Here is a 14,150-nt window from a genome sequence, read left to right as displayed (position 1 = left end):
GAAAGTGGGCTCGCCACGGCCGCGTCCTCGGCGCGGCGGCTCAGGTGCCTTCGCCGGTGCCGCGTCGGCGTGAACGGGAGTCGCCTTCCAGCCCCTCGACCGCACCGAGGAGGGTGCGGAGCTCGACCTCTTCACGCTCGACGTCGGTGGGGTCGAACAGCCACTCCGAGGCCGGCAGTCCGGCGGAATCCTCCGGACGGCTCGACTGTGCCATGGTCAGTTCCGCCTCGATTTCGGCCTCGAGTCCGATCCCGAAGTCGTCGTCGCCGGTCGGCTTGCTCATCTCTCCTCCACCTGTGGCCTGGAGCGGCTCGACCTCCTGGATCGTGGTGAGCGCCATCTGCCACGCGGACGATCTGGCATTCGGATCAGTGCCGGACATGGACCAACCTCTCTGGCTCGTGAGGGCGGGGCGGGGCGAGTCGGGCACTACTTGCCGGCGTCGCTCTTCAGCCAGTCGGCGTACTTGACCTCGCCGAGGGTCGCGCCGTCGCCCGGCACCAGATCGCTCTCCCGCATCTCGGCGCCGAAGTAGTGCGCATGCGGATCGGTGACGACCTCACGCGGGTCACCCCAGGCCGCCAGGGCACCGCGGAAGAACTCGTCCATCCGGAACCGCTCGGGACCGGCGATGTCGATCCGCCCGTTCAGCGGCGACCCCACCGCGGTCCGGCCGACCGTCTGCGCGACCTCCTCCCCCGCGATGGGCTGGAACAGCACCGGCGGCATCCGCACCGTGTCGCCGTCGGCGGCCTCGTCGGCGATCCGCCTGGCGAACTCGAAGAACTGCGTCGCATGCACGATCGAGAAGGGGATCGACGACTCCTTGATCAGCTTCTCCTGAGCGACCTTCGCCCGGAAGTAGCCGATGTCGGGCCGCCGTTCGGTGCCCACCACCGACAGCGCGACATGGTGGCCCACCCCGGCCTTCTCCTCCGCCGCCAGCAGATTGCCGGTGGAGGTCTGGAAGAACTCCAGCACCGCCGCATCCTCGAAGGACGGGGAATTGGACACATCGATCACCACGGACGCGCCGTCCAGGACCTCGGCCAGCCCTTCGCCGGTGAGCGTGTTGACGCCGGTGTTCGGCGAGGCCGGAACCGCCTCGTGGCCGTGCTCGCCGAGCTTCGTCACGAGCTTCGACCCGATCAGGCCGGTACCGCCGACTACCACGATCTTCATTGACAAGCCCTCCTGTCCGCCGGGGCGCTCCGTGCGCCATCCGGTCGCCAGCTAAGACAGGCCACCCGTCCGGGATGTGACAACGCGGGCGAGAAATCTTTAGAGTCGCGGGTCATTCGGCCCGAGCTGTCACCGGAGAGGGCGCTGCCCGGTCTTTGTCAGCGGGACGGACGTATGGAGCGACGGGAGCAAGGCGTGCCGCCGACAGACACCAGGTACCGGATCCGGGTCCGAATGACCCCGCGCGCGGTCGACGAGCCGCACCGCACCTCGAGCCCGCTCGAGCTGTTGTTCGATCTCACCTTCGTGGTGGCCGTCGCGGCCGTCACCGACCGGTTCGCCCACGACGTCGTCGACGGGCACGCCCTGGCCGGGATCGCCTCGTTCCTCCAGGTCTTCTTCGCGGTGTGGTGGGCGTGGATGAACTTCACCTGGTTCGCGTCGTCGTACGACACCGACGACGTCCCCTACCGGCTGCTGACCATGGTGCAGATGGCCGGCGTGCTGGTGCTGGCCGCGGGTGTGCCTGCCGCAGCCGACCATTCCGACTACGGCGCCGTGACGCTCGGCTACCTCATCATGAGGTTCGCTCTCATCGCCCAGTGGCTGCGGGCCGGTGCCGCGGACTCCGCAGGCCGCCGTACCGCGCTGCGCTACGCCGGCGGCATCTCCGTCCTCCAGGTGGGCTGGATTCTGCGTCTCGCTCTCGCCGAGACGGGCAACCTGACGTCACCGGCCCAGTTGCCGTCCTTCATCACCCTGGCGGTTCTGGAGCTGGCGGTGCCGCGGTGGGCGGAACGGACCACGCCCACCAACTGGCACCCGCACCACATCGCCGAACGCTACGGCCTGTTCACGATCATCCTCTTCGGCGAGAGCGTCCTGGCCACGTCCAACGGAGTCGACCGGGCGCTCGAAGCGGCCGAGCTCAGCGGTCCCCTCGTCGTCATCGCCGTTTCGGGCCTCGTCCTGCTGTTCGCCCTCTGGTGGCTCTACTTCCTCGCCCCGGCCGGCGAAGGTCTCAACGACCGGCGCGACCGGTCCTACCTGTGGGGATACGGCCACTACGGCATCTTCGCCGCCCTCGCGGCTCTCGGCGCCGGCCTCGAAGTCGCGGTCGAGCAGACCGGGCACGACCTCGATGCCTCTCCCCTCGCCATCTGCTACGCCGTGGCGATCCCCGCCGCGACGTTCGTCGTCCTGCACTGGCTCGTCCACACGCCGCTCATCGCCGAACCCGTCATCCAGCCGGCCGCGGTGCTGTCCGCCGCCACCGCCGTCCTGCTTCTGCCGTTCGCGGCGCCGCGGACCGGAGTGGCCGCCGTCATCGCGGCGATCGCAGGCGTCTGCGTCCTGATGACCGCCGTCACCATCCTCCCCAAAGCCGACCGCGAGGCTCGGACCCCGTGACGTTCGGCACCTGAGAACGGCCGACCATCCCCGCTACACCGGTGACGGACGGTGAGGCCGTCCAAGCAGGGACCGTCCCCGCCTACGCGGGAACGGTCCCTGCCGGTCGGCTGTCAGGAGCCCTCTTCAGCCCGATCCCGCCGCGCGAAGGCGTGGTCGGCAAAGGGCGGGAAATGCTCGTCGGGCAGCGGCCCGCCTGCGGTCAGGCCGAGCGGGTCGGTGACGGGATGGGCGGGTTCGGCCGCCAGGGTCAGGTCCGCGTCCACATAGATGATGACGTGGGCGATACGAGGGTCGCCGGTGAGGTTGGGTGTGGCGCTGTGCGCCAGACGGGAGTCGTGGAACGTGCAGTCGCCCGCGGGCAGGGGAACGGTGACGCGCTGCTCCCACTGCAACCCGGGCGCCACGGTGAACATGTCGGTGTGGTCGGACAGATCCTGCGACCGCAGGCCCTCCAGGTGCTGGGAGCCCGGGATGAAGGTCATGCAGCCGCGGTCGACCGGCACGTCCACCAGCGCTATCCAGGCCGAGAGCGCGTGCCGTGAGCCGGCGTGCGGCCAGTACGGCTGGTCCTGGTGGAACTCGGTCGCGGCCCCGTTGCGCGGCTCCTTGATCAGCAGCTGGTCGTGCCACAACCGCAGCGGGATCCCCGCCAGCCGGGCCGCGATGGCCGCCAGATCCGGGTTCAGGGTCAGCTCGCGCAGCGTCCCGTCGTGACGCCACAGCTGGAGCAACTGCGTGAAGATCATCCCGTCGTGATGGTCCCGGACGGTGGTCCGGGCCGCCAGCGCCGCGTCGGCGAACCTGGCCGCGTCCGCCCGGGAGATGACTCCGGGCAGATGGACGAAACCATCACGGCGGTACGCCGACACGGCCTCCTCGGAAAGGCTCTCCGGCGTGGTACGTGGGCTTTCGGCAGCGACAGTCATGCGCGTCTTCCTCGCCTTCTGGGAATCGCCGTTTCGACAACTGTCGCCATCTCCGGACCTCTCGGCCAGCACGAGAGCCCGCAAGCTGTAGCACAATCTTGACGAGCACCCGTCGAAGAGAGGCTCGATGCATCGCGTGCGGTTGGCGGAGGTCTTCCCGCCGGGCGGGCCGCCCATCGTCGCCGAGCGGTTCGAGCTGCGGAGCGACACCTCCGCTCACAGCCATGACTTCATCGAGCTGGCCGTGGTCATCGGCGGCACCGCCACGCACGTCACGGCCGCGGGCGAACGGGACCTGGACCGCGGCTCGGTCACGATGCTTCGCCCGGGCGACTGGCACGGCTATCGCCACTGTCACCGGCTGATCGTCTACAACGTGTACGTCGGACCGGAGGTGTTCCGGCGCGATCTGGCCTGGATACGCGCCGACCCGTACCTTGGCCGCCTCCTGCACACCGCCGGCCGGTCCGGCCACCACTCCGGCCACCCGCTTCGGCTCGACCCCGCCGCGCTGCGCGTCGTCGAAACCGGCCTGGCCGAGATCGCAGGTCGACCCCGCCCGACCGCCCACCCTGGACCGGCCTATGCCGTACGGGCGGGGATGCTGCTCTGCCTGCTGGGCGGCTCGGCGGCATCCCTCTCCCCCGACCCCACCGGTGAGCGGACCGACCGCGGCCACCCCGCCGTGGTGGCCGCGGCGCAACTGCTGGAGAACGACGTCCAGCGCGCCTGGAACCTGGACGACCTCGCCTCCGCCGTGAACGTGTCGCCCGCCTACCTGGCACGCCTGTTCACCGCGCAGCTCGGCATCCCGCCCATGACCTGTCTGGGCAGGCTACGCGCCGAACGCGCCGCGGCACTCCTCATCGAGACCGACCTGCCCGTCGCGGCGATCGGAAGGCTCGTCGGCTGGCACGACCCCAACTACGCCAGCCGCCGGTTCCGGCACTTCTTCGCGCTCAGCCCGGCCGCGTACCGCGCCCGGTTCCGTCCCGGCGGCTGACGCGGGCGTGAGCCACGTCGGCCTCACCCGGATTCGTGGCGGAACACCGCGTCGTGGAAGGCGATCTCGGCCTCGAGCATTCCGGTGAACCAGCGGGCGAGGCGTTCGTCCGGGATGTCGGCGGGCAACGCGTCGACCTGTGCCGCGAGCGCGTCCACGCCGGCGCGGAACTCCTCGTCGGCGTGGAGGGACACCCACTCGCCGATCGGCCCGGACGGCACGTCGCCCCGCTCGTGCGCGCGGGTGCACCAGGTGGAATACAGGCTCTCCGCGGCGAACAGTACGGTCATCACCGCCGGGTACCCGCCCTCACGCGCGGCGGCCAGCGCGAACTCCGACAGCACGGCCGCTCGGCCGACCGCGTCGGGGCCGGCCGGGGCGGGCCAGGCGGCGCGGGCCGCGCGGAAGTAGTCCGCCTGTTCGGTCGTCAGCGCGTGGACCGCCCGCGCGTTGCGCTCGATCGCCGTACGGTCCGGGGCGTCCCACACGGCCAGGCCGTGCAGGCGGGTGGCCGTCTCGACGAAGCCCTCCTCGATCGCCAGGTAGTCGGCGTAGGCCGCGTCGCCGATCGTGCCGGCGGTGACCTCCTCGACGAACCGCATGCCGAGCGCCCGTTCCATGGTCTCGGCGCACGAGTCGAGCAGGCGCCGGGATCGGCTCGTGACCCCGTCGGGCGAGTGAGCGCTACGCTCGTCGAGCCGCCGACTCCGCTCGGTCACGAGCCCTCCTCCGGCGCGGAGGTGACCGAAGGCATGGTGCCCTCCCCCCGCTCGCTCACTGGGCGAGCCACTCGATGAGGCCGCCGAACAGACCGGCGTAGCCGTCCCACTCCTCGCAGAAGGACGTCGGCGCCCAGTGCGGCGAGCAGTCGGAGGTGAACACGGCCGCACGCCCCGAGAGATGCTCGCCGACGGCGACCAGGGGGTCGTCGTTGAGCGTGGCCAGGATCTGCGCGCCGGGCCGGGGCCGGACGCGGTTGTAGCCCAGGAGCGGCGGCCAGTCGCCGGTGACTCCGCCGAGCGCGGGGTGGCCCGCGCCGGTGACCTGCGGACGCGCGCCCGCGGGCAGTTCGACGCGGTCGTCCTCGGGGAGCAGTTCGACCGGCAGCACCTCGTGCAGCACCGTGTTGCGGTAGGCGGCCTTGGCCTCGAAACCGGTGAAGGAGAGATAGCCGCCGACCATCAGCAGGCCACCGCCGTCGCCGACCCAGCCGCGTAGCGCGGCGATCCGGTCGGCGCCCGGCCGTGCCCGCTCGAACACCTCGGGAGAGAGCTGCAGAGAGTTCGCGCCGATGTCGGAGAGCACGACCACGTCGTACTCGGCGAGCGCGGCGGCGTCATCCGGGAACTGCGCGGGCACCAGGTGGCCGGGCAGGTGCACGACTTCGTGTCCACGGCTCTCCAGAGCCCGGCGCAGCGGCCCGACGCCCTCGGCGTACGCACTGGTGGTGAACGAGTCGACCCCCTTGACGTGGATGGAATGGGTGATCCAGCTCTCGCCTGCGATCAGTACGCGGCTCACTGTGGGTACTCCTTCTTTCTGTCGTTCAGGACCGGCGCTCGGTCAGGGCCGGCGCTCGGTCAGGACGCCGCACGGTCGAACAGCCGGGCGGGGTTGGTGCGCAGAAGGTCTTCGGCTGCCTCGGGGGCGATGCCGTGTTCGACCAGCCTGGGGATGAAGAGCGTGGGGACGTACTGGAAGCCGTTGCCGCCGTACGCGGTGAGCATGCTCTTGAGGAACACGTCGTGGCTGAGCAGCAGGCGTTCGCCGTGCCCGCGGCCGATGAGCCGCGCGACGGCGCGCGCGGTCTCGTGCGGTGCCGGGGACTGTCCCTCTCCCGGATACCGGAACGGCATTCCGATCATGTCGAACTCGAGCCAGACACCACGGTCGGCGACCGCGTACTGGTAGTCGGGGTCATCGTGCGAGGGGTCCATGTGGCAGAGCACCACGGCGCCGGGCGGTACCCCGTAGTCGCCCAGCACGATGTCGAGGACCTCGTGCGCCCGGCGCTGCCAGCCGGGCAGGTGGACGTAAAGGGGAACGCCGGTCTCGCGCTGGGCGCGCGCGGCGGCGCGCAACGCCGTGTGCTCGTCCTCGGTGAAGTCCGGCGACACACCGATCTCCCCGATGACGCCCGGGAGGATCCCGGTGCCGTCGGCCCCGCCGGTGAACTCGGCCACCAGTTCCCTGGCGAGGCGGCGTTCCCCGGCCGATGACAGGTGCGCCGGATGGTGCGCCTGCAGGTACCAGCCGGAGCCCATGACGATCCGCAGGCCGCTGCGCTCGGCGAGCGAACGCAGCGCCAGCGGGTCCCGGCCGAGCCCGCCCGGTGTGACGTCGACGATCGTGCCTCCGCCTGCGGAGGCGAACGCGCGCAGGTCGGCCAGCATCGCGTCGAGGTCGTCCAGGACGCAGTGGTCGAGGCAGGCGTACGGCTGCTCACGCAGCAGCCAGGCCAGATCCGGGGTGGTCCGGGCGTCGCGCAGGAAGCCCAGCCGCGGGTCGTCCGGCTCCGTGACCGCCTTGCGCACGTCGTTGCGCAGGTGTTCGTGGGTGAGGGTGAGGCCGAGCTCCGCGCTGGGCACGGGCCCGGTCACCGTGGTCACCGTGGTGCCGGTCATGGTCTGCGGGTCAGGTGGGCGAACAGGTCGGCGAAGGTACGGCCCCGCAGATTGATCCAGATCGCGACGAGCAGCACCAGGCCGGTGACGATCGGGGTCAGGAACGGGCTCACGCCGAGCAGGGTCAGGCCGTTCGCGATCACACCGGTGATGACCGCTCCGATGATCGTGCCGACCATCGTCCCCCGGCCGCCGAACAGGTTGGTGCCGCCGAGGACGACCGCGGCGATCACGGTCAGCTCGAAGCCCTGCCCGGAGTTGGCCGAGCCGGAGCCCAGTCGGGCCGCGGTGAGCAGACCCGCCACTCCGGCCGCCAGACCGGCCAGCATCAGCGTGATCATCTTGATCCGGTCGGTGTTCACGCCGGCGCGGCGGACCGACTCCTCCTGGGAGCCGATGCCGTTGACGTAGTTGCCGAACCGCATCGTGGACAGCAGCACCGCTCCGAGCACGACCGCGGCCAGCGCGATCCAGGCCAGCGCGGAGAAGCCGAGGAACTTCGCCGCACCGATTCTGGCGACGTACAGCCGCCGGTCGATCGGCACGGAGAACCCCTTCGTCCACAGCTGCGCGATGCCGCGGATCACCGACATGGTGGCGAGGGTGACGATGAACGGGGGGATCTTCTGGTACGCCGACAACCAGCCGTTGACGGCGCCCCAGAAGAGCCCGGCCAGCAGCGCCACGATGATCACCAGGGAGGAGTCCCAGCCGGCACGCAGCATCTCGGCGGTGAGGGTGGCGACGAACGCGACGATGGAGCCGACCGACAGGTCGATTTGTCCGGTAGTGATCACGAAGGTCATGGCCACCGCGACGATCAGGGTGATCGCCACCTGAGTGGCCAGGTTCGAGATGTTCCCGAAGGTCAGGAAGTTGGACGCGGCGATCCCAAAACAGAGGAACAGCACGACGGTGACGCCGGCCATGGCCAGGGTCGCCTTGTTGGCACGTTCCCACAGGCCGGGCGTCTCGGCGCGCACGGTGGGGGCCGGCACGGCCTCGACACTCATGTCAGGCCACCTCCTTGGTGTCGGACCCGTTGCCCGAACGGGTGATCATGCCGACGAGCCGTTCGATGTCCAGCGCGGAGATCGGCTCGTCCTCGACGCTGCGGCCCTCATGCATCACGGTGATCCGGTCGCAGACCTCGAAGAGGTCCTGCAGGCGGTGGGTGATGAGGATGACCCCGACGCCCTGGCTCGCGACGTCGCGGATCATCTTGAGGACCTGGCGGACCTCGGCGACCGCCAGCGCCGCGGTCGGCTCGTCCAGGATCAGCACGCGCGGCTGGAACGACACGGCCCGCGCGATCGCCACCGCCTGCCGCTGGCCGCCGGACAGCCGGCCGATCTCCTGATACGTCGACTTGACGCGGACGTGCAGCTCCGAAAGGGTCTCGGCGGCCTTCGCGTGCATCGCCCTACGGTCGATGAACGGCCCCATACGCGGTTCGCGGCCCAGGAACAGGTTGCTGGCGACGTCGAGGGTGTCGCAGAGGGCGAGGTCCTGGTAGACGATGCCGATCCGTTCGCGCCGCGCGTCGGCGGGGCTGGTGAAGCGGACGTCGCGGCCGTTGACGGTGATCTGGCCGGAGTCGTGCTGGATGGCCCCGGCCAGAACCTTCATCAGCGTCGATTTCCCGGCGCCGTTGTCACCGACCAGGCCGAGGACCTCTCCGGGGGCGAGTGTGAGGTCGACGCCTCGCAGTGACTGCACCGGGCCGAACGACTTGGTGATCCCTCTCAGGGTGACCAGCGAGGTATCGCTCATCACTTCTCCAGGTAGTAGAGGTAGTTCTGGACGTTGGCGGGGGTGACGATCTGGGTCGGGACCGGCATGTCCTTGGGTACGGTCCGGTGGCAGGCCAGGTCGATCGCCGCGTTCATCGCGTCGTAGCCGAACTCGAACGTGTTCTGCTGCACGACGCCGAGGATCCAGCCGGCCCGCAGTCCGTCCACCGCCTGGGAGGACAGGTCCCACCCGACGACCTTGAGGTCCTTGGTGCGCTGCTGGCTGACGACCGCGGCGGCCAGTCCGATGAGGGCCGGCTCGCCGGTGGCGTAGGCGTATTTCAGGTCCGGGGCGCCGGTGAGCAGGTTCTCGGCGGCGGTCTGGGCGTTCTCCTGGATGTTGCGCCCGTCGACCACGTTCTTGATCTTCATGCCCTTGGCGGTGACCTCGTCGGTGAAGCCCTTCTGCCGCTCGTTCTGGATCGTGCTGTTGAGGGCGCCGACCACACCGATGTCACCGCGGCCGCCGGTGATCTTGAGCAGTGCCTCGCCGAGTTGCTTCCCACCCTGGGCGTTGGCCGTGCCGACCTGGGTGGCGACCGCGGGGTCGTCGACGGTGGCGTCCACGGCGACGACCGGCACTCCGGCCGCCTTGGCGCGCCGGATCGCGGGCTTGATGCCCTCGGTGTCGACCGCGTCGACGATGATCGCGTCGTAGTGGTTGGCCACGAGGTCGTCGATCGCGTTGGCCTGGGTGGTGGAGTCGTCGTTGCCGTTGACGATCTGCACCTGTGCGCCGGCCTTCCGCGCCACCAGCTGCGCGCCGGTGTTGATCTGGTTGAAGAACAGCGCCTGGAGGTTGATCGGGACGATGCCGATCTTCGGCGTGTGACCATTCACCTTGCAGGTCTGGGCGATCTTCGCGGGTGGGGGCGGCCCCTGCTCGGTGGCCCTCTTCTCCGCGGCGATCTCGCGCCTGGCCGCCGCGTCACAGCCGACCGTCGTCAGCAGCAGGCCGAGCGAGACCACGGCCGTCACCGTGCGTCGCATCATGTCTCCTCTCCCTGGGAGGGGGCCGGGCCCGGTGTGTGAGCGGAGATGGGGCCGCTCTTCGTGCCGGATCGCGATTCGGGATGGGTGTTGAGGTAGGCGCTGACGGTCTCCCGGCGAGGGAGGCCGTCGCGGGCACCGGGCCGGGTGCACGACAGGCCGGCCGCGACGGCGGCGAAAAGTGCCGCCTGCAGCGGAGACGTCCCCCGGTCCAGTTCGGCGCAGTAGGTGCCGGCGAAGCAGTCCCCGGCGCCGGTCGCGTCGACGGTGGTCACCTTGATCGCCTCGCCGTCGTGGCGTTCACCTTCGGGCGTCAGGAGCGTCCAGCCCCGGGAACCGTCGGTGACCACCAGGTATACCCGGTGTTCGACGGCGGCCCTGACCAGGGCGTCGTCGTCGCCGAGGAACTCGGTGACCTGCGCGCGTCCGCCGATCGCGTGGTCGGCGGCCGACAGGGCGGCACGCATCGCCTCCGGCCCGTCGCAGCCGTCGAGATCCACCACCACGTGCGGCCCCGGCGGGCCGGCGAGCACGGTGGCCGCCTCGGGGAAGCGGTAGCCGTCGAGGTAGAGCCAGCTTGCGCCCGCCTCACGCGCGACCCGGACCACCTCGGCGATGTGATCGGTGTCCACCGCGTCGTCCTGGCTGATGACGGAGCGCTCGCCGTCCGGGGTGAGCAGGATGACCGCCGTGGTGAGCGCGGCGGTGCGGGACGTCCAGGCCGTTCCGATGCCTTCGGCCTCGAGCGCCTTGAGGAACGCCGTGCTCAGCCGGTCGGTGCCGACCACACCCGCGAACCGCGCGTCGGCCCCCACCCTGGCCGCCGCCACCGACGCGTTGGCCGCCATCCCGCCTTCGCCGTACTGGACGCCTGTGGCCTGCACGCGGTCGCCGGGTCCCGGCAGCACCGGGACGCGGACGGTCAGGTCGGTGTTGGCGTAACCGCAGAAGACGATCACCGAAGGACCGCGCCCGCCTTGACCGCCGCGGCGGTCAGCTCACGGACCTTGGCCGTGTCGACGCGCCCCCACCAGCGGCCGTTCTCCTTCACCGACGACGCGACGATCACGCCGTCGCAGGCGGGCAGCAGCCCGCCGACGTTGCCCGCGGTGATGCCGGAGCCGATCACGACCGGGAGCGTGGTGTTCGCGGCGATGCCCTCGACCTCGTCCAGCGCGGCCGCGTCGCCGGTCCGCGACCCGGTGGCGATCAGCACGTCGGCGCCGAAGAACTCGGCGTCCTCGGTCTGCTCGGCCAGCGTGCGATCGGCGACGATCGAGTGCGAGCCATGCTTGACGTGCACGTCGGCGAAGACCTTGACGGGGCCCGCGCCGATCCGGCTGCGATAGCGGGTGGCGTGCGCCGACTGGCCCTCGATGATGCCCTCGTTGGCGACATAGGCGTTGGCCCACTGGTTGACCCGGACGAAACCGGCACCACCGCTCCAGGCGGAGGCGATCGAGCACTCGGCGGCGTTGGACAGGATGCTGACGCCCAGCCGGCCACCGGCGTTCTCCAGCAGCGCGTGCCGTACCCGGTCGGTCACCACGGCCATCGCCGCCGCGGTCTCGTAGCCGTGTTCTCCCGGCTTGAGGAACGGGATGTCCCAGTGGTTCTCCACGATGAGCCCGTGGCAGCCGCCCTCCAGGTACGCCCGCGCCTCCTCGATCGCGAACACGGAGATCTCATCGAGTGAGGCGCCCTCGTAGTGCGGGCTGCCCGGCAGAGGGGGCAGGTGGATCACGCCGATGACGACCTTCGGGGTGCCGAACAGCTCCTCGATCGCGTTCGGCTTGGGAGGGAACACGCCCAGTACCTGCTCGCTTCCGGCGGCCCGCACCATGTCGCTCCTTGTGTAATCGATTGCAGTGAAGTTGGGTTGAACCGTAGGTGGCGTATCCGCAGGACGTCAAGGGTCTATACTCAACTTCGTCGCTGTTGATCAGCAACGCTCTCACCGGGGGGCGGATCGGGAAGGTAAACGATTGCAGCGCGTCACGATTGCCCAGGTCTCCGAGCGCGCCGGCGTCTCCACGGCCACGGTGTCCCGCGTCCTCTCCGGCAAGGGGCCGGTTTCGGCCGCGGTGGAGCGCAGGGTCCGGCGCGCGGCCGAGGAGCTGGGCTACCAGGTCAACCCCATCGCGCGGGCACTGCGCAACAGCCGGACCGACACCGTGGGCATGGTCGTGCCGAGCATCTCCAATCCGTTCTTCACCTCGCTGGTGGAGAGCGTCGAGCATGTGCTCGAACGCGAGGGCAAGGAGCTGTTCCTCTCCGATGCCCGCTCCGACCCGGCGATCGAGGCTCGGCGGCTGTCCTCGCTGGCGGCGCGCAACGTCGACGGCATCATCGTCAGCCCGAGCCACGGCACCGAGAGCGGCCCCGCGGTCCAGGAGACGGCGGACCGGCTGCCGCTGGTACAGCTCGACCGGTTCGTCGGCGGCACCAACACCGACTGGGTGGGCGTGGACGACGTCGCCGCGATGCGCATGGTCATGGACCATCTCCACGAGGGTGGGGCGCGTTCGGCGGCCTTCATCGGCTCCCTGATGACCAACTCCTCGACCGAGCAGCGGTTCGCCGGGTTCCGGCGCCGCGCCGAGGAACTGGGCATGAGCGTCCGCGCTGATCAGGTCTTCCTCGGTGACTACAGCGTCGACTGGGGCGAGGTCGCCGCGGCGCGCCTCGTCGACGCCGGGAACCTGCCGGACGCGATCGTGTGCGCCGACGACCTGATCGCTCTCGGGGTCACGCGCGCCTGCCGCGCGTACGGCATCGCGGTCCCCGACCAGATCCAGGTGACCGGGTACGACAACATCGAGTTCTCGCGGCTCGGCGAGCCCGCGCTGACCACGGTGGATCAGCCTCGTGACCGCATCGCCGAGGAGGCCGTGCGGCTGCTGGCCGCGGCGAGCCGGGCAGCGGACACCGACCGAGGCCCGTCCGCCCGCATCGCTCTCGTGCCGACACTCGTGGTGCGCGACAGCACCAGGGCCGGAGCGGCACGCCGACCGGGACGGCGGGCCCAGCACTGATCAGGAGGCCGAGGATGGGTGGATCAGCCGGACGAGGCGACGCGGCCGGGCACGGCGGAGCGCTGGCGCTCGCGCGGCGGCTGGTGCGCATCGACACCAGAGGCGGCGGTGAGCGTCCGGCCGCGGACCTGGTCGCGGACGTGCTCGACGACGCGGGCTTCGACGTCCGCGTCGACGAACCGCTGCCGGGCCGGGCCAACGTCATCGCGCGCTTCGGACCCGAGACGCCGCGGATCCCGGTCACGTTCACCGGCCACCTGGACACCGTGCCCGCCGATGAGTCCGGCTGGTCGTTCGACCCGATGAGCGGCGAGGTCCGGGACGGACGGCTGCTCGGCCGCGGCGGCAGCGACATGAAGGCGGGCGTCGCCTGCCAGGTCGAAGCGGCCGTGCGCGCCGCCCGGGAGCGTCCCGGTGACACCGCGGTGCAACTGGTGTTCACCTTCGGCGAGGAGACCGGCTGCGACGGCGCGGCCCTGATCGACGCGGCGTCCCTGACCCCCACCGACCTGCTCATGGTCGCCGAGCCGACGGGCAACCGGCTCGTTCTCGGACACAAGGGCACGCTCTGGCTCAAGGTGAACGCCCACGGGATCTCCGCGCACGGCTCCCGGCCGGAACTGGGACGCAACGCGCTCGCCGCGCTCGCCGGCGCGGCGACGCGGATCCACGCGTATCGGGGCTGGCCGGTGAGCGCGGCGTACGGACCCGCGACGGTGAACGTCGGCACCTTCCACGCGGGTACGCAGCCCAACCTCGTGCCCGACCGCGCCGAGATGCGGCTGGACGTCCGTACGATCCCCGGCTTCGGCTCCGACGACGCGGTCGCCGAGATCACCCGCCTTTCCGGCGAGGGCGTCGACATCGAGCGGCTGATCGACCTGCCGGGCGTCGCCACGGATCCGGCCGACGTGGCCGGGGTCATGGAGCTTCTCGTCCCCGGCTCCTCGACGCGGCCGCCCGAGTACGCGACCTATTTCACCGACGCCTCGGTGCTCACCGGCAAGCTCGGCGGCCCCGCGGTGATCGTGTACGGGCCCGGTGACCCCGAGCAGGCCCACGTCACCGACGAGACCTGCTCGGTGGCCGCGATCGGCGAGTCGGCCGCCGCGCTTCACCACCTGCTCCGCGCATGGGACGACTCGCTCATCCGCACGACCCGTCGATGACGCCACCGTCGCCTG

General features: G+C 70.7%; 15 protein-coding genes. 4 read left to right on the top strand and 11 right to left on the bottom strand.

Annotation, left to right across the window (positions count from 1 at the left end; all coding sequences use genetic code 11):
* Positions 1–40: 40 nt before the first annotated feature.
* Together AB0K82_RS07835 and AB0K82_RS07830 are read right to left on the bottom strand one after the other, a co-directional pair.
* Positions 41–283 (bottom strand): hypothetical protein, encoded by a 243-nt coding sequence (locus tag AB0K82_RS07835; RefSeq protein WP_364394099.1) that lies wholly within the window; start codon positions 281–283, stop codon positions 41–43.
* Positions 284–429: 146 nt separating this feature from the next.
* Positions 430–1,182, bottom strand: coding sequence for an SDR family oxidoreductase (locus tag AB0K82_RS07830; RefSeq protein WP_364394097.1), 753 nt, complete (start codon positions 1,180–1,182; stop codon positions 430–432).
* A 234-nt stretch (positions 1,183–1,416) separates the two neighbouring features.
* Here AB0K82_RS07830 and AB0K82_RS07825 point away from each other — a divergent pair, with 234 nt between their 5' ends.
* A complete protein-coding gene (locus AB0K82_RS07825) occupies positions 1,417–2,592 on the top strand; it encodes a low temperature requirement protein A (protein WP_364394095.1) in 1,176 nt (391 codons plus the stop codon).
* A gap of 113 nt (positions 2,593–2,705) precedes the next feature.
* Here AB0K82_RS07825 and AB0K82_RS07820 read toward each other — a convergent pair whose 3' ends face one another.
* Positions 2,706–3,521 (bottom strand): phytanoyl-CoA dioxygenase family protein, encoded by an 816-nt coding sequence (locus tag AB0K82_RS07820; RefSeq protein ID WP_364394092.1) that lies wholly within the window; start codon positions 3,519–3,521, stop codon positions 2,706–2,708.
* 127 nt (positions 3,522–3,648) lie between these two features.
* Here AB0K82_RS07820 and AB0K82_RS07815 point away from each other — a divergent pair, with 127 nt between their 5' ends.
* Positions 3,649–4,524: an AraC family transcriptional regulator gene (locus AB0K82_RS07815; RefSeq protein WP_364394089.1), complete on the top strand. Its 876-nt coding sequence runs from the start codon at positions 3,649–3,651 to the stop codon at positions 4,522–4,524.
* A 23-nt stretch (positions 4,525–4,547) separates the two neighbouring features.
* On the opposite strand, the gene AB0K82_RS07810 is transcribed toward AB0K82_RS07815, so the two are convergent.
* From AB0K82_RS07810 to AB0K82_RS07775, 8 genes are read right to left on the bottom strand one after another with little or no spacing between them, the layout of a single operon-like run.
* Entirely contained in the window at positions 4,548–5,243 is a 696-nt protein-coding gene (locus AB0K82_RS07810; protein ID WP_364394087.1) for a TenA family protein, read from the bottom strand.
* Positions 5,244–5,298: 55 nt separating this feature from the next.
* Entirely contained in the window at positions 5,299–6,045 is a 747-nt protein-coding gene (locus AB0K82_RS07805; RefSeq protein ID WP_364394085.1) for a glutamine amidotransferase, read from the bottom strand.
* A 59-nt stretch (positions 6,046–6,104) separates the two neighbouring features.
* The gene (locus tag AB0K82_RS07800) at positions 6,105–7,148 is read right to left on the bottom strand and encodes a phosphotriesterase-related protein (RefSeq protein ID WP_364394082.1); all 1,044 of its coding nucleotides are present in this window, start codon (positions 7,146–7,148) and stop codon (positions 6,105–6,107) included.
* Positions 7,145–8,161 carry an ABC transporter permease gene (locus tag AB0K82_RS07795; protein WP_345359327.1) on the bottom strand — a complete coding sequence of 339 codons (1,017 nt, stop codon included), beginning with the start codon at positions 8,159–8,161 and terminating at the stop codon, positions 7,145–7,147. Before AB0K82_RS07795 ends, AB0K82_RS07800 begins: the two co-directional genes overlap by 4 nt.
* A 1-nt stretch (position 8,162) precedes the next feature.
* Positions 8,163–8,921 (bottom strand): ATP-binding cassette domain-containing protein, encoded by a 759-nt coding sequence (locus AB0K82_RS07790; RefSeq protein ID WP_364394079.1) that lies wholly within the window; start codon positions 8,919–8,921, stop codon positions 8,163–8,165.
* Positions 8,921–9,931 (bottom strand): substrate-binding domain-containing protein, encoded by a 1,011-nt coding sequence (locus tag AB0K82_RS07785; RefSeq protein WP_364394077.1) that lies wholly within the window; start codon positions 9,929–9,931, stop codon positions 8,921–8,923. The genes AB0K82_RS07790 and AB0K82_RS07785 overlap by 1 nt, the downstream gene beginning before the upstream one ends.
* On the bottom strand, positions 9,931–10,890 hold the full coding sequence (locus AB0K82_RS07780; protein WP_364394074.1) for a carbohydrate kinase family protein: 960 nt from the start codon (positions 10,888–10,890) through the stop codon (positions 9,931–9,933). Before AB0K82_RS07780 ends, AB0K82_RS07785 begins: the two co-directional genes overlap by 1 nt.
* On the bottom strand, positions 10,887–11,774 hold the full coding sequence (locus AB0K82_RS07775; RefSeq protein ID WP_364394072.1) for a BtpA/SgcQ family protein: 888 nt from the start codon (positions 11,772–11,774) through the stop codon (positions 10,887–10,889). The genes AB0K82_RS07780 and AB0K82_RS07775 overlap by 4 nt, the downstream gene beginning before the upstream one ends.
* Positions 11,775–11,916: 142 nt before the next feature.
* Between AB0K82_RS07775 and AB0K82_RS07770 the strand changes: the two genes are divergently transcribed.
* Both AB0K82_RS07770 and AB0K82_RS07765 read left to right on the top strand, forming a co-directional pair.
* Positions 11,917–12,966: a LacI family DNA-binding transcriptional regulator gene (locus AB0K82_RS07770; RefSeq protein ID WP_364394069.1), complete on the top strand. Its 1,050-nt coding sequence runs from the start codon at positions 11,917–11,919 to the stop codon at positions 12,964–12,966.
* Positions 12,967–12,980: 14 nt separating this feature from the next.
* Positions 12,981–14,135 (top strand): M20 family metallopeptidase, encoded by a 1,155-nt coding sequence (locus AB0K82_RS07765; protein ID WP_364394067.1) that lies wholly within the window; start codon positions 12,981–12,983, stop codon positions 14,133–14,135.
* Positions 14,136–14,150 lie beyond the last annotated feature (15 nt).

The organism is Actinoallomurus sp. NPDC052274, assembly GCF_040679475.1.
Taxonomy (GTDB): domain Bacteria; phylum Actinomycetota; class Actinomycetes; order Streptosporangiales; family Streptosporangiaceae; genus Actinoallomurus; species Actinoallomurus liliacearum.
Note: the sequence above shows the minus strand (reverse complement) of the source record. Positions and strands in the feature narration are given on the sequence as shown.

Excerpts from the sequence above, each read along its gene's own strand:
- AB0K82_RS07835 (WP_364394099.1), bottom strand. The coding sequence starts at position 283 with ATGAGCAAGCCGACCGGCGACGACGACTTCGGGATCGGACTCGAGGCC.
- AB0K82_RS07795 (WP_345359327.1), bottom strand. The coding sequence starts at position 8,161 with ATGAGTGTCGAGGCCGTGCCGGCCCCCACCGTGCGCGCCGAGACGCCC.
- AB0K82_RS07785 (WP_364394077.1), bottom strand. The coding sequence starts at position 9,931 with ATGCGACGCACGGTGACGGCCGTGGTCTCGCTCGGCCTGCTGCTGACG.
- AB0K82_RS07825 (WP_364394095.1), top strand. The coding sequence starts at position 1,417 with ATGACCCCGCGCGCGGTCGACGAGCCGCACCGCACCTCGAGCCCGCTC.
- AB0K82_RS07820 (WP_364394092.1), bottom strand. The coding sequence starts at position 3,521 with ATGACTGTCGCTGCCGAAAGCCCACGTACCACGCCGGAGAGCCTTTCC.
- AB0K82_RS07790 (WP_364394079.1), bottom strand. The coding sequence starts at position 8,921 with ATGAGCGATACCTCGCTGGTCACCCTGAGAGGGATCACCAAGTCGTTC.
- AB0K82_RS07765 (WP_364394067.1), top strand. The coding sequence starts at position 12,981 with ATGGGTGGATCAGCCGGACGAGGCGACGCGGCCGGGCACGGCGGAGCG.
- AB0K82_RS07775 (WP_364394072.1), bottom strand. The coding sequence starts at position 11,774 with ATGGTGCGGGCCGCCGGAAGCGAGCAGGTACTGGGCGTGTTCCCTCCC.
- AB0K82_RS07800 (WP_364394082.1), bottom strand. The coding sequence starts at position 7,148 with ATGACCGGCACCACGGTGACCACGGTGACCGGGCCCGTGCCCAGCGCG.
- AB0K82_RS07830 (WP_364394097.1), bottom strand. The coding sequence starts at position 1,182 with ATGAAGATCGTGGTAGTCGGCGGTACCGGCCTGATCGGGTCGAAGCTC.
- AB0K82_RS07815 (WP_364394089.1), top strand. The coding sequence starts at position 3,649 with ATGCATCGCGTGCGGTTGGCGGAGGTCTTCCCGCCGGGCGGGCCGCCC.